Source organism: Weissella cibaria (assembly GCF_004521965.1).
GTDB classification, from domain to species: domain Bacteria; phylum Bacillota; class Bacilli; order Lactobacillales; family Lactobacillaceae; genus Weissella; species Weissella cibaria_A.
The window spans coordinates 48782-62256 of the sequence record NZ_SDGK01000032.1 but is presented as its reverse complement, the minus strand read 5'-3'; the positions used below and the strand labels follow the sequence as shown (position 1 = coordinate 62256).

The 13475-nt window shown below is 42.0% G+C and carries 23 protein-coding genes; 5 read left to right on the top strand and 18 right to left on the bottom strand.

Going from position 1 to position 13475, the window contains the following annotated elements; genetic code table 11:
- Positions 1–266: hypothetical protein (locus EST42_RS05245; protein ID WP_134644524.1), on the bottom strand; the 266-nt coding region annotated here is incomplete at its 3' end.
- Between the two features lie 465 nt (positions 267–731).
- Here EST42_RS05245 and EST42_RS05240 point away from each other — a divergent pair.
- Positions 732–1007, top strand: coding sequence for a hypothetical protein (locus EST42_RS05240; protein WP_134644523.1), 276 nt, complete (start codon positions 732–734; stop codon positions 1005–1007).
- Positions 1008–1145: 138 nt separating this feature from the next.
- Positions 1146–1409: a WYL domain-containing protein gene (locus tag EST42_RS05235; RefSeq protein WP_134644522.1), complete on the top strand. Its 264-nt coding sequence runs from the start codon at positions 1146–1148 to the stop codon at positions 1407–1409.
- Positions 1410–1458: 49 nt separating this feature from the next.
- On the opposite strand, the gene EST42_RS05230 is transcribed toward EST42_RS05235, so the two are convergent.
- From EST42_RS05230 to EST42_RS05220, 3 genes are all read right to left on the bottom strand, one after another.
- Entirely contained in the window at positions 1459–1773 is a 315-nt protein-coding gene (locus EST42_RS05230) for a hypothetical protein (RefSeq protein ID WP_134644521.1), read from the bottom strand.
- 167 nt (positions 1774–1940) lie between these two features.
- Positions 1941–2411, bottom strand: a complete 471-nt coding sequence (locus EST42_RS05225; RefSeq protein ID WP_134644520.1) for a hypothetical protein — start codon at positions 2409–2411, stop codon at positions 1941–1943.
- A 154-nt stretch (positions 2412–2565) separates the two neighbouring features.
- A complete protein-coding gene (locus EST42_RS05220) occupies positions 2566–2919 on the bottom strand; it encodes a hypothetical protein (RefSeq protein WP_134644519.1) in 354 nt (117 codons plus the stop codon).
- 272 nt (positions 2920–3191) lie between these two features.
- Between EST42_RS05220 and EST42_RS05215 the strand changes: the two genes are divergently transcribed.
- Positions 3192–3695: a YbhB/YbcL family Raf kinase inhibitor-like protein gene (locus EST42_RS05215; protein WP_134644518.1), complete on the top strand. Its 504-nt coding sequence runs from the start codon at positions 3192–3194 to the stop codon at positions 3693–3695.
- Positions 3696–3746: 51 nt separating this feature from the next.
- Here the strand turns inward: EST42_RS05215 and EST42_RS11105 are convergent, their stop codons facing one another.
- From EST42_RS11105 to EST42_RS05190, 9 genes are all read right to left on the bottom strand, one after another.
- Positions 3747–3944, bottom strand: a complete 198-nt coding sequence (locus tag EST42_RS11105) for a hypothetical protein (RefSeq protein WP_245150401.1) — start codon at positions 3942–3944, stop codon at positions 3747–3749.
- Positions 3945–3988: 44 nt separating this feature from the next.
- The gene (locus EST42_RS11100; RefSeq protein ID WP_245150400.1) at positions 3989–4369 is read right to left on the bottom strand and encodes an MFS transporter; all 381 of its coding nucleotides are present in this window, start codon (positions 4367–4369) and stop codon (positions 3989–3991) included.
- Positions 4369–4641 carry a hypothetical protein gene (locus tag EST42_RS11095; RefSeq protein WP_245150399.1) on the bottom strand — a complete coding sequence of 91 codons (273 nt, stop codon included), beginning with the start codon at positions 4639–4641 and terminating at the stop codon, positions 4369–4371. Before EST42_RS11095 ends, EST42_RS11100 begins: the two co-directional genes overlap by 1 nt.
- Positions 4642–4791, bottom strand: coding sequence for an MFS transporter (locus EST42_RS11090; protein ID WP_245150398.1), 150 nt, complete (start codon positions 4789–4791; stop codon positions 4642–4644).
- A 57-nt stretch (positions 4792–4848) separates the two neighbouring features.
- Positions 4849–4980, bottom strand: coding sequence for a hypothetical protein (locus EST42_RS11395; protein WP_280633874.1), 132 nt, complete (start codon positions 4978–4980; stop codon positions 4849–4851).
- 157 nt (positions 4981–5137) lie between these two features.
- Positions 5138–5527 carry a MarR family winged helix-turn-helix transcriptional regulator gene (locus EST42_RS05205; RefSeq protein ID WP_245150397.1) on the bottom strand — a complete coding sequence of 130 codons (390 nt, stop codon included), beginning with the start codon at positions 5525–5527 and terminating at the stop codon, positions 5138–5140.
- A 115-nt stretch (positions 5528–5642) separates the two neighbouring features.
- Positions 5643–6740: an SLC13 family permease gene (locus EST42_RS05200; protein WP_134644516.1), complete on the bottom strand. Its 1098-nt coding sequence runs from the start codon at positions 6738–6740 to the stop codon at positions 5643–5645.
- On the bottom strand, positions 6733–6915 hold the full coding sequence (locus EST42_RS05195; RefSeq protein ID WP_134644515.1) for a hypothetical protein: 183 nt from the start codon (positions 6913–6915) through the stop codon (positions 6733–6735). The genes EST42_RS05200 and EST42_RS05195 overlap by 8 nt, the downstream gene beginning before the upstream one ends.
- 251 nt (positions 6916–7166) lie before the next feature.
- Positions 7167–7763 carry a TVP38/TMEM64 family protein gene (locus EST42_RS05190; protein WP_134644514.1) on the bottom strand — a complete coding sequence of 199 codons (597 nt, stop codon included), beginning with the start codon at positions 7761–7763 and terminating at the stop codon, positions 7167–7169.
- Positions 7764–7936: 173 nt separating this feature from the next.
- On the opposite strand from EST42_RS05190, the gene EST42_RS05185 reads away from it, so the two are divergent.
- On the top strand, positions 7937–8626 hold the full coding sequence (locus EST42_RS05185; RefSeq protein WP_134644513.1) for a triose-phosphate isomerase: 690 nt from the start codon (positions 7937–7939) through the stop codon (positions 8624–8626).
- A 522-nt stretch (positions 8627–9148) separates the two neighbouring features.
- Here the strand turns inward: EST42_RS05185 and EST42_RS11085 are convergent.
- From EST42_RS11085 to EST42_RS05170, 5 genes are all read right to left on the bottom strand, one after another.
- Entirely contained in the window at positions 9149–9676 is a 528-nt protein-coding gene (locus tag EST42_RS11085; protein WP_245150396.1) for a hypothetical protein, read from the bottom strand.
- 1 nt (position 9677) lies between these two features.
- Positions 9678–9962 carry a hypothetical protein gene (locus tag EST42_RS11080; protein ID WP_245150395.1) on the bottom strand — a complete coding sequence of 95 codons (285 nt, stop codon included), beginning with the start codon at positions 9960–9962 and terminating at the stop codon, positions 9678–9680.
- A gap of 57 nt (positions 9963–10019) precedes the next feature.
- Positions 10020–10670 (bottom strand): hypothetical protein, encoded by a 651-nt coding sequence (locus tag EST42_RS11075; protein ID WP_245150394.1) that lies wholly within the window; start codon positions 10668–10670, stop codon positions 10020–10022.
- A gap of 233 nt (positions 10671–10903) precedes the next feature.
- Positions 10904–12211: an NCS2 family permease gene (locus tag EST42_RS05175; protein ID WP_134644512.1), complete on the bottom strand. Its 1308-nt coding sequence runs from the start codon at positions 12209–12211 to the stop codon at positions 10904–10906.
- Positions 12212–12368: 157 nt separating this feature from the next.
- Entirely contained in the window at positions 12369–12656 is a 288-nt protein-coding gene (locus EST42_RS05170) for a DUF805 domain-containing protein (RefSeq protein WP_245150393.1), read from the bottom strand.
- A 54-nt stretch (positions 12657–12710) separates the two neighbouring features.
- On the opposite strand from EST42_RS05170, the gene EST42_RS05165 reads away from it, so the two are divergent.
- Positions 12711–13394, top strand: a complete 684-nt coding sequence (locus EST42_RS05165; protein WP_134644511.1) for a DUF6198 family protein — start codon at positions 12711–12713, stop codon at positions 13392–13394.
- Positions 13395–13475 lie beyond the last annotated feature (81 nt).

The following is a 13475-nucleotide window of genomic DNA, read 5'->3' as shown; positions in this document are numbered from 1 at the left end:
TCGTATTTTACTGATTTAGCTGTGGTTAAAAATTTAGTGCATGAATAATCCGGGTTAAATTCTTTTTTTCTTTTTGCTTCACCATCATTCATACCAATGATAATTAATACCACAAAAACAGCTGTAATAATTCCAAACAGCATCGGATGAATTGTAAACCCCTTGACAAAAGCCACTAAGGATATAATGTAAAACGCACCCGCAATATAACCCTTTTGTTTATTCCCAATATATAAAAACAATATCATCATGAATAAATATGCCACAAAAGCCTCTCCCATCATCAAAAGATAACTACACAATTCATTACAAAGTCAATCTACTATCATACAGGAATTACGCGCACGCCCCATAAACAGCCAGTTCTATTTACGGTGTGCATATCGTCTAAAATAAAGCACCCTGTACAAATATAAATCCAATAAAAAGGATCATAATCCAATGAGTAAAAATAACATCAGTCGACCCCTTCATCTCACTCTAAAATTAATGTCCGGTGAAGATGTAATTCCCGAACAATGGGCAATTGAAAATGACGTCAGCATCCGATCAGTGCAACGCGATATCAGTAACATTCGAGAAGCACTTGGCACTGTGCATTACCCGGCCGAATTAGTAGCCGATCAAAAATAAAATCCATCGCAATCACCCGCAAAAACACTTTTGACAGCCCAGCAGCGCTCACGCTAGCAAAGCTTGTTCTAGCCAGTCGCGCATTCAATACGGATGAGATGGAACAACTCATAGCCATCATTCTTGGCATGATGAGCACCGACGAAGCCGATCAAATCCACACTACATTACGCAATGAACAGCTCGCGTACACACCGGTCGCCCATTATAAAGATTTGACCAAATTAATCTGTGCCATTAGCGGTTATATCGACACCAAACAAACGATTGCGTTTACCTATACCAATGCACAAGGTGGGGAGAAGAAATTATTCGGACTCCCTACCGGTTTGCTGTTTGATACGTACTATTTCTATGTCATCATCCCATTTTAAGCAACGGAGCACCACGCTGAACGTGACGCTTACTATCGTCCCGATCGCTTTGATAGCATTGAGCCAGAAAGTCACCATATTGCTTATCCATATGGCGAACGTCTCGAAGAAGGCGCTATTAGTCAAACGAACAACCTCATGCAAATCGGCAAGCCGATTCAAGTCGAATTCGACTACATTGGGTTAGTATCGGCCGCTCTAGATAAGTTCCCGAACGCCAAAATTAAACGTGAAGGAACCACAGATATCCCCACTCGAATTCGCATTCCTGCAGTGACTGATGCCGGCTTTAAAATGTGGGATCTCAGCCAAGGCGCCCGCGTAACAGTGGTCTCACCACCATCGTTACGTGACGCGGTGATGCAAGAAATCAATCAAATGCTCACCCAATATCAAAACTAGCGAAACACCCGTCATTCTTGGCGGGTGTTTTTGCTTAGGCGTTGTACCTTTAAATCGTTAACTCCATACGTTGCTTCATGATGATCGCCAATTTATCCAGAATTTCTTGCACATCTTCATCATCTTCATAATCATCACGTGCGCCAATGTATTCATTACATAACTCAAACTCTTGACTGACTAATTCTTCAATAAGCACCAACCGGTCTAAAACATTCACCGGTACATCCCCAACCACTTGGCGAATCGCCTTTTCACGAGCACCAAAAATACCCGTTTCCTTCTGCTCATTCAACTGCTGAACGGTTGGCGTTTCATCAGCAATTAATTCATTGAATATTGGCAACTTGCGTAGTGCAGCCATTTGATCATTACCAAACAACGGCCACCCAAGCCCCTGGTACCATGGGTTCCGCCTCATATTCACCTAACTTAACCAACTTTTCGACTGCATTATTCTTTGCCATCTTATCTGACCTCTTTCCTCTTGTATAACCATATACTACAAAAATCACGCGACACTATTTGTCGTTAAAAGCGATGTAACCACCATTCTTCGACATCCAGTAACACGTTAACTGGCGTTTGATATGCCGACAGCATAATTTCAGTATCAGCTGTTTTGTCTTGCCATTGTTGTGCCCGTTGGAACGTTTTATCTAAGCTGAAGAAATACAGTGCGAGTGTTAATGCCGCTGAATTCCCGGCCATAAAGGACCTTTCATCGTTAAACAACGCACTGTCTGAATCATCAACAATCTGGACAATCGCACTCGCTGCTTTCAAAACAGATACGTACGCTGGCATGAATTGTTTTTGGTAACCAACCAACACAATATCCAAACCCGATAGCGTCTCCTTGGGATGATTAACCATCAATCGTGCCCGGGTTGCCATTGCATCCGTTAAAAATGACGCATAGTCTGTTACCTCAAACCAGTCGTCATCACCAAATGGCCCCGTTATTAAATTGCCAACAAATGCTACTGCTTCGGTATCCATAATTATTACCTCGCTTTACTTGATGACATCAGTATAAGCAAAGCTTGCGAAACTATTTGTCGTTGAAACAAAAAATCAAACCTATATCTAATAGTCTGATCCTTCTAAAAACTAATCGGCATCGTCTCAGGCAACCAGACTAGTCAAATCATCTTTAATTGTTAGTTAGCGCTTGTTGTAACTCCTCGACACCAAACGTCTCTTCCAAATAGCGCCGTTGTGCATCAACCTTTCCCTGCAACTCAGCCAATTTCTTTAAAGAAGTCGTTAACTCACGTGCTGCCTGTTCAAGTGCCGAGACTTGTGGTGCTTCATCAAACCGGTCAAATGTCTGCTCGTGTGTCGCCACATAATGACTAGCCAATTGGTCACCACGGTGGGCACGTTCCCATAGTTCATTCACCCATAGACTTCGGCTAATACTGCCGTATAGTCCATGTTTGCCTGTCCCCATCTGGTCAATCGCCATTATCAACTTCACCGTCGTCACTTCACCATTAACTTGCATCTTTTCGATACCATCCAATAAAAATTTACATAAAAAAACGACACCCAAAACCAGTAGGTGCCGTTATCATTAGCACCTATCCGTTACCAGTGGAGCACCTTGCATCGCTGTAGGTTGCTGTCGGGTCATCGTGTGGTATCACTCACCGAACTCTTGATAGGTTATCGTATTAATATGTGATTATAGCTTAATTGAAAATATAATCGGCGTCAACCCGCAATTCACAATTCGTATGCTACACTTACATCAAAAGACTCTGGAGGACAATGATTATGAATATCTCTGTTTCCTTTGATGACAACGGTTTGTTGCCAGATAAGTATGCTAAATTTGCACCCGCTGAATATCGTAAAGAAGACATGCCAGTCGTTAACTTTCCAATTGCGATTACCGATATTCCTGCCGATGCCCAATCACTAGCAGTTGATGTTATCGATTATGACGCCATTCCAGTTGGTGGTTTCCCATGGATTCATTGGGTTGCTGCAAACCTTCCAATTAGCGATGTGCCAGAAAATTTAGCACACGCCGACATCACGTACGTACCAGGTACAAATTCAATGTACAGTGTGATGAAAGATGGTAATCCTGAAATCACACAATCATATGTTGGCCCTATGCCTCCTGACCAGACTCACGATTATACATTGACGGTCTATGCCGTGGATACAACATTCGACTTACAACCGGGATTTTTCTATAACGAACTCCGTAAAGATCTAGTTGGCCACGTAGTAGCTGAAGCATCCCTCGAACTTCCTGCCAGAAGCGAATAAATTCCAAAACTAACAGCCCCAAATCTGTATTCGTCAGATTTGGGGCTGTTTTTAATACTTTGCCACGCGATTCGTTAGCATCATCGCTGGCAAAATAATCAATAGTGCAAAGATAGTCGCATAGAAAAAGCCTTCGTGATAAGCACCAACCAGTTGTACCGTTTTGGTCAAATGATGTACCGTCACATAACTCGCAATCACCGTCGCTAAAACAGCTGAGCCAAAGGCCGAACCAACTTTCTCAAACAACTTTGAGCCCAGTGATGCTTGTGATGAATCAGCACGGTCAATGCCTAAGCATCAGCTTGGATGGCTGATCTAACAGTAGCACCACCGCTACCGCGTACAAATACCACGACAGCGATTAACCAATAAGCTGAATGGGTCGTGAAATAGACGAACGGCAATGTGCTAGCCACTGATATTGTGGCACCAATTAATACCACCCAGCGGGCACCCAACGTGTCGATCAAATGACCGATTGTTCCACGTGAAACGAGCATCCCAATGCTTTGTGGAATCAGCACAACAGCTGCAAGGACAATACTTTCGCCACGAACGTCTTGGAAATACAGTGGTAGCAAAATCATTGGTCCACTCGTAATGAAACCTACCAAAGCATCAGCAATCATCGCGCCTGTGAAATTGCGGTGCTTGAATAAGCGAAGTGGCATTACTGCGATATTTGGCCTACGTAGCGCATAAACAACATAAGCACCTGCCAAGAGTGATCCGATTCCAACCAGCCCATCGTTGTACTGTTCATAAACATACCAGCTTCACTGGCTTGCACAATGCCGTACACAATCGTTGACGATGCCGCGATTAATAACGTGACTCCGACACCGTCGAACTTAGCTGCTGGATTCTTAGGTGCAATCACTGGTACGAACTTATGCAACGCCCAGGCCGCGAGCAATACAATAGGCACATTGATAAAGAACATCTAACGCCATGACACATACTGGACGATCAAACCACCAATGATTGGCCCAGCCATCGGTCCCAGTGTTATCGGCAACCCAACAATTGACATCACACGGCCCATTTTATCGCCACCGAAGATATCGACAAGCAGCGTAAACATGACCGGCATTAATAGCCCAACCGCAAATCCTTGGACCAGAAATAAACTGACTTGCCTGAAAAACGATCAAGTAACCAACTTGAAAAATGGACCGTAGCGCCCATGGCCAGGATAAACCCTGTCACCGTCCATTGCACCAAGCACTAGTACCCACGATATCCGGATAGCCATGCGGGGGAGTTCTGTTGCATTTGTCATGTATAAAACCTCATTATAATAAATTCTTAAGTCATCGACCGAATTTTGTTTCCTTGTCAACAAAAAGAACATAAAAAATAAGTCACGGTCCTCATCAGAACCGTGACTCTTAATCCTTATCTTGTTGTAATCGTTCATCAAAGTGGTCTGTTAGCGTCTACGCAAAGGCCAACATTTGGTTTAATTCGGTGTCAGAAAGCGTTGCAAAAATGGCTTCATCCCGCGCATAAATATCATTATGCAAGGTTTCGTGACGCCGGTTAAGTTCCTCACCGGATTCCGTTAGGCGAAAATAGCGTTCTTTCTTATTAGCTGGCTTTTGAAACGCTGCCACCAAGTCCTTCTCAACTAGCTTGTTCATCAATTTTGTCACACCGCCACGCGTCATCCCCGTCGATTCCGCTAATTCCATTACATTGGCCTGATCCAATTGTCCAACCAACACCACGATTTCAACCTCAGCATGTTTATAATCTTGAAACTGCGTCGTTACCGCACGTCGATTCAATTGTATAAATTTTTTAACAACGTCCATATAGGCTGTCATAAATAACTCTTCTCGATTTGTCATCCCAATTACCTAAATCCCATTATACAAAATTGTTTCCGTCTAAACAAAAACTGCTCATCGCAATCATGCAATGAGCAGTTTTTATTTTTTATTACAACCCGAAGATGACCAACAAGATGGCGGCCATAACGAAGTTAACAACCATGAACAACTTCATAAACGTTACTGATGAATCTGGTTCGATTTGACGGAAGACACGATAACCAATCAAATTGGCCATTGACGCAACAACCGTTCCCAATCCACCGATATTAGAACCGATGAACAATTCACGTGCATGATCAGTAAACGTTGAAATCAAAATCGTCGATGGCACATTTGAGATAAATTGACTCAAGAAGAATGTGCCAAACAGTACGTGACTCTTCGTATCAAACAACGTCCCGATTAAGTTACGTACCGCTTCGATATGTGCCAAGTTATTCGTGGCAATAAAGAAGAATAAGAACGTTGCGAGTAGACCATAATCGACCAACTTTAACATATCATGACGGTAAATCAGAAAAGCAATCAAAATAAGCGGAATAACAACATTGAAGGGAGTCCAACCAAAGATGGTGGCAACCAAAATCAATCCCGTAATGCCCAAGAAAACCAATCGACCATTATCAACCTTATTCGCTGGTCGCAAATTGATATCCAACGGCGTGGCACGAACAAACCGTGTGATGATAAACATCAAAATCAATGAAACGATCGTCAAACTAGCCGACCACTTGAAGAATTCACCCACGGAAACGTGGTAGAACCCATACATGTACAAATTCTGAGACTTTCCAAATGGGAATAGGATGGCACCCGAGTTAGCTGCCATGATAATCAATGTTGATCCAATGACTTTCAATCTTGCTGATAAATCCTTGGCCAAACGTAGATAAATTGGCATCAATGTTAGAATCGCAATGTCGTTTGACAAAATCATCGCCCCGAAGAACGACAAGAATGTCACACTAGTCATCAACGTGCGGGCATGGTGGCTACGACTAACCAGCCAAACTGACACAGCGTGCAATACGCCAGCCCGTTCCAACAAGCCAACCCAAATCATCATCGTTGCCAAACTGAAAATGGTATGCCAATTAACAGCCCCAAAATCAGGTGTGTTAAAAAATGACGTGACGACCGCTAGCACCAGACTAGCCGTAAACATCACGTCCCCTTTCAAGTACGTAAAGATACGATTAATCATGCTTGCGGCTCTCTTCCTCTAAAACCTGTCCATTAGCGTTTGCTAGTCGAATAATTTCATAAGCTTTTGCAGCCATTAATGACGTCAACCCAGCGGAAAGAATCATCGCTGGGACGAGTGCGACTGCCATGCGTCCTGTCGTTAGTTGACTATCTGCATGTTCGTGATGTGTCATGACACAATCTCCTCCAAGTAAAAAACTCAACTTATCTATTATCAAGAAATTTTAACCATTTAGCAAACATTGAAATGTAACATAAACCCCCGTAAAACAATCGTTTTACGGGGGTAACAGTTTAAACTCGTACAAGTTCTTATTTAATTGGCTCTTCGTCCCCATACGAACGAACGTAATAACCTTTAAGTGCGTGAAACGTTCAGGATTTTAGCGTAACATTCTTTACAATTCAAATCGTTTTACTGACCTTAACTACCAACTATTCGCATTAACCAATCTGCACCATAGAGCATCGCTAAACTATATGCAAAAATTGACACTGGTTTACCAAGCACGATTATTAGTGTAAATTCACGCCACGTCATTTTCGTTAAACTCGTTAACAAAACTAGCGTATCGTCTGGCGCAATCGGTGAAAAAATCAATAACGCGAAAGTGATATGCCAACCTTTTGAATCTAATTTATGCATGTATTTTTGCAAGGTCTGCTCACTAACAAAAACATCAATAATCCGATGACCAAAGCGACGTCCAAGCCAGAATAACGCGAGTGATCCGAGCACAATTCCGATATAGTTGTATAAGAATCCCCACCATGGGCCAAACATCACCACCCCAGCGGCCAGCGAAACGCCACCTGGTAAAATCGGAATAACCACTTGGATAATTTGAATTAAGATAAAGATTAACGGCGCCCAAATGCCATATCCCTTTAACAAATTAATCAAGACTTTCGAATCGCTAAAAGCCCCCATTTGATAAAGTTTGAATACTGCCCATATCGTTAGTAATATCCCAAAAATTGAGACGCCTTTTAAAATCAGTTTGACATGATACAATTTCATTTCTGATTCCCCCAGACTTAAATTAAACCATGTTTTGGCGCATTTTTCACGGATTTACTAAAGCATTCGCCAATCACAAGATGTTTTCACATTATTTAATTTGAAATATGCGGTATACTGCTCACAAAGCTATTAATTACTATATGAAATGAAGCTTAATGGGGGAATAAATTATGTTAGCCGTCCTAAATTTTAAAAACTTAGTTGACTTTGAAGAACAGTTGCAATTTCTCGAAGATTTGAGCCATGCTGACGTCCAGGTCGATCTTAAAATTTCACCAACTTTGCCTGTGCCCAATGATTTTGAGGATTTTGAAATCATCAGTCAAAACTTGACCATTAAAGAGCGCACGGTCGGCGAAATATCGCCTAGCGTGCTCCACCACCTGCACATTTCAACCAGTTTCATCGGCCACTTGGAACGTCGTAAGTCTTTGAACGAAGGCCTTCTAATTGTACGCAAACGTCTGGAAAATGCGTTGGAAAATGATATCAAGCCAATTATTTCAGTTGGTCAATACAGTAATTTAGAATTGGTCACTGAAGAGCTTGATATCTTGTTGAAAGATCAACCAATTACGAAGCCAATTATTATTGCTTACGAATCACTTGCATCAACCGAAATGGGGCGTGCACTATACTCAATTGATGAAATTCGCGACGTTCACAATAAAATTCGTGAATTCATGACGACGCATTACCCAGCCATTGATTACCAATTAATTTTAGGTGGTCACATGGACGAATTTGGTTCACCAATTGCCAACGCGATTGGCTACGATGGTGTTTTGATTGGTGATCGTTACCACACACTCGCTTCGTTCCAACCCGTTTTGAATGTACTTAACAACTTAAGTCGGTGAACAAAATAAAAACAGGATGTCGTAGCATCCTGTTTTTATTTTTAGAGAGAGTATTGGGTAAGAAAAAGTCCCTAATGATTCAGCGTAGTCGTCTATTGCAGATAAACGACCGCAAATCGTCAAACACCCGCCTTGAGCATGTTACCCCAGATGATAACCATGGTTGTCCAAAACACCCCAAGTCGTTTTTTGTTCCCTATAAAGTGAAACGCGTTTGTGTTTAACGTTTTCCCGTCGTCAGACAACCACGCCGCTTCTCTTTCTCTTACACGTATTATTTCTATTACATTTATTATCATAAGAGCTAGTTACTTTTCGTGCATACAGTTTTTTACCCTTTTTAAAAAACAAACAAATGCTACCCAACAGCCTTCACAACGGTTAAACGTTTTAACATCACGCCATTTTACAATCATTTACTCATGCGCAGTACTGCACTAGCCACTGTTTTTCCTCGTTAAAATATACTAAAAATGCGGTGCGAGAACCTCGTCGCACCGCATTCTATTTTCTAATTTTTGGCTATCGCACTTCGTATCTTAATTTAATACCGCACGTCTTTTCAAACTTATCAGCTTTCACGATATTCATACGACGTCGTAATTGCTCAAATTCTAATGACATGGGCATTGACGTCCAAATAAAGGTGTTTTCAGCCGGAATCTTTGAATTATTAATATTCGAAATCAAAATATCCATATCATCATCAATGTATTCTGATATTTCAATATTCATAGCTCGCATTCCTAAAATCAAATCCGTCAAAATCGACTCCAACCCAATCTGATAGTTGATATCCAACGCCACCTTAATCTTTGGGAATACCTGATCCATATCAAAAATTGACGCAAAACCTGTATATAATACTTCAAAGAATGCGCCACGAGCTAACGTAATATCAAGATTACGCCGTTCAGCAACATCATCAATAACATCCAAAGCCAATTCTGCCATCAGTGGGAACTGCTCATACGCTGCATCAAATCGCACACGATTACGACTTTCATCCGGTGTTGGGCTTGTTACCGCCGCCATTAATTCAAAGAACACTTCAAAAAAAATCCTGTTCAAACGTGGTTAGATGCGTATTGAATAATTTATTATAATGCGTATCAACAATTTGAATAAACGCTGCCAGCATACTCATAAACAGCGACGTCATGTTTTCACGTCGCTTCATTTCAACACCGACACCAATACTGAAAAATCCCATAACAACATAGTGTCCCTCACGACGGGCATCTTCAGCCGTTAACGTCGGGAAATGTCGTTTCACCAGTTGTTCAACATACTGGGTCAACTGACGCTGTTGCTCATGCAATTGATCATTAGGCAACAAACAGGCATCTACATCATCATTCGAAATAACATGACCATGTTGCAATCGACCTAATCAAATCGCAATCGTAAACCGAATCGCAATGCGCTTGGTCTTACGTAAGCGCTCATTATCAGGTTTAATATAACGAATCACTTCATCCAAGATACGATTAATCAGTTGCTCATCACTGTTTTCAAATGGAAACGCGCGGTCTGCAAAATATAGTTGAAAAATGCGGAAATACATTGTGCGGACTTCCGATTCATTACCAGCCAACGTATAGTCAGGTGTAATCACAACACCATGTCCTGCGAAATAATCGTCTAGTTCAAGTTTTGCATTATGCGTTGTCGATACAGTTGTGAGATTACGCACTGCAAAATCATCATATGAATACATGGTTTCATCAAACAATTCTTTCATTAATAGCCATGGAATTAACTTTCGCAAATAATTAAGGCGGAACATCGTAGCATCATAATTGCGTTCACGGTTTAACACCAACCTCTTTTCATCGTCAGACAATGTCACGAACGGCTTAAGATCCGGATAAAAAGTTGCCAAATCCGCCACTAAGTCACGAATTGTCGTTAACGCAATATATTTTGAACAATCAAACGCCTCTTGGACCATCTTAATCGATAATCGTAACTCCGGTCGTTGCATCAAATATTCTAACAGTGCAACTTTTTGGCGGTCTTTTTTCTCAATCATCCACTGCATGTTCCAACACTCACTTTCTCACTACCGAGACTCCCCACTGTCTCATACTCAATTCTCATTACCATCATAATAACCGATTTTCCAAAAAATAACGTTGTCGTAACAGGAAAGCCACAGGTGTCCATTATATCGGCCAATAACAAAATGATACCGCGGGACCGACGTAAAATTGCGAAGAAAAACCCTCGTCGCAATATGCGATGAAGGCTATCTTTGTTTCACGTGAAACCTTATTAATGATTTGTTTGTAAGACGTAAACGAACCCAATGAATATTACCGCAAGGGCATACATGATTGGGTGAACCTTCTTACCACGGCCAGTTACCAACATCAAGAATGGGTAAACAATAAAGCCAATGGCGATTCCATCAGAAATTGAGTAAGCCAATGGCATCCCAATCACCGTCAAGAAGGCTGATGCTGCAATCGGGAAATCTTCCCAGTTAACAGCTGCAAGGTTAGCAGCCATCAACACACCAACAACGATCAACGCTGGTGCTGTCACGTGTGACGTCACCACGACTAGCAATGGTGAGAAGAACAACGCCAATAGGAAGAAAATCCCGGTAAATACTGACGTTAAGCCACTGCGTCCACCAACTGCGATTCCAGTTGACGATTCAACGAAAGCGGTTGTTGGTGATGTACCAAGCAAGGCACCACCCAACATACCAATTGAATCGGCCATCAACGCCTTACCAGCACGTGGCAATTCGTTGTTCACCAAGAATCCACCTGAGCGGGCAATTCCAACCAATGAACCGGCTGTATCAAAGAATGCAACCAACAAGAACGTTAGAATAACCGGCACCATTTGGAACGTAAAGACATCCTGCAAGCCAAAGATTGCTTGACCAAACGTTGGCTTCAAGCTTGGCACACCAGCTACCAATGCTGATGGGGCATGAATCAAGCCCGTTAACAAACCTGCCACTGACGTGATAGCAATTCCAATGAAAATTGCGCCAGGAATCTTACGTGCAAACAAAGCAAAACTGACCAAGACACCAAAAATCGTCAACATTACTTGCGGATTACTCCAGTCACCCCAACCAATGATTGTTGACTTGTTAGCAGAAATAATCCCACCATCAACCATACCAATCATCGCGATGAACAGACCAATTCCACCAGCAATCGCCGCCTTCAAATCTGCCGGAATGGCATTAATGATGGTTTCGCGAATTCGGAGTACCGTCAAAATCCAGAAAATAACACCAGCCACAAACACCCCAGCCAATGCCGTTTGCCATCTAACGCCCATTCCGATTACCACACTGTAAGCAAAGAAGGCGTTCACACCCAAACCAGGTGCAATGGCGAAAGGATAGCGCGCAACTGCGCCCATAAAGATCGTTGCAATCGCCGCAATCAATCCAGTTGCCGTGAAGACAGCCCCTTTATCCATCCCCGCTGCACCCAAAACAGATGGGTTAACGAATAAGATGTAGGACATCGAGACAAATGTCGTTAGGCCGGCCACAAATTCCGTCCGTAACGATGTCCCTAACTCAGACAACTTGAAGTAGCGTTCAATCATGAAGCATAACTCCTTTTTTATATGCAATTTTTCCTAAAAAACAACTTAACTATTATCGCACGTTAACCGGTTCAATACAAAGGTTTCATTAACATTAATAAAAAAGAGGCCAAAAACGACCACTAAAAACGAACATTATCTCGATTTTTCCGAACAATTAATTTTTAAATTGATCCGTTGGAATTAATGCAAAGATAAATCCAACAATATTAAATATGATGGCCAAGATTGCCCAAATAACCAGATGCTTTACCCCGGTATCGCGAACTCGGCGCACAATCAATGCCAAATCTGCAAGATAATTGCCAAACCAAATAGCACCACGAGAATCACGATTGGTGTTAATAATCGTTGAAATCCAGTAATCTGATCGGGTTGAACGCCCTGAAAAATAAACATAATTGTAACATTGTACAGCAGAAATCGGGTACTGAAAAATCCTCATTAGCATATATTTGTATATGGCATCTTGCTACAATGATATTAGAGGGTTATGACTATGTATAACGAAAATGGACAAAAACGAACTTTAACAAGCTGGGAAACGGCTCGTTTTTTTATCGTCGGGTTACTATTTAATGCGGTCGGCAACGGCTTAACCGTGGCTACAAACATGGGTTCAGCGCCATGGACCGCCTCCGCAGCCAATCTATCAAACGCCACAGGTTGGTCAATCAGCTTATTTTTATTCTCTTATGGTTTTATCGCGGCTATTTTAAGTTGTCTGCTCCTAAAATCTATCGATTGGCCTCGTGTGCTTGGTAACCTCACCTTTCTCTTGGCCTTTAGTGTCATTATTGGTCTGGTCTCATCATTCTTTACAGCGCACGGGGTTGGACAACTCCCAATGCTCTGGCGACTAATTATCGACATCATTGCCATTATTTTCGTTGGGTGTGGCGTTTCAATCACCCAACGTTTGCAGTTTATTTTGCATCCCCTCGATGATCTAACAAACCTAACTCGGTTCATGTTCTTTAAAGGGAACGCAGGCGTTGCACAAATCGTAAACTTCGCCATTCCCATGGTAATTTCCTTTGCCATGTGGGCCATTACTGGTAACATCGTTGCCATAAACATTGGAACTTTGGTCTCGTTTTTCTTCCAAGGCCTTGTTATTTCTATTGCCGACCAGCGCGTCATCGGGCACCTCGATCACAAACTATCATTGGCTAACCAGTGATTCACTTACAAATAATCATTGACACTATGGCATTTGGCCTTATGATTAGTATCAACAAATCAAACCGGCGATTTGTTTGAC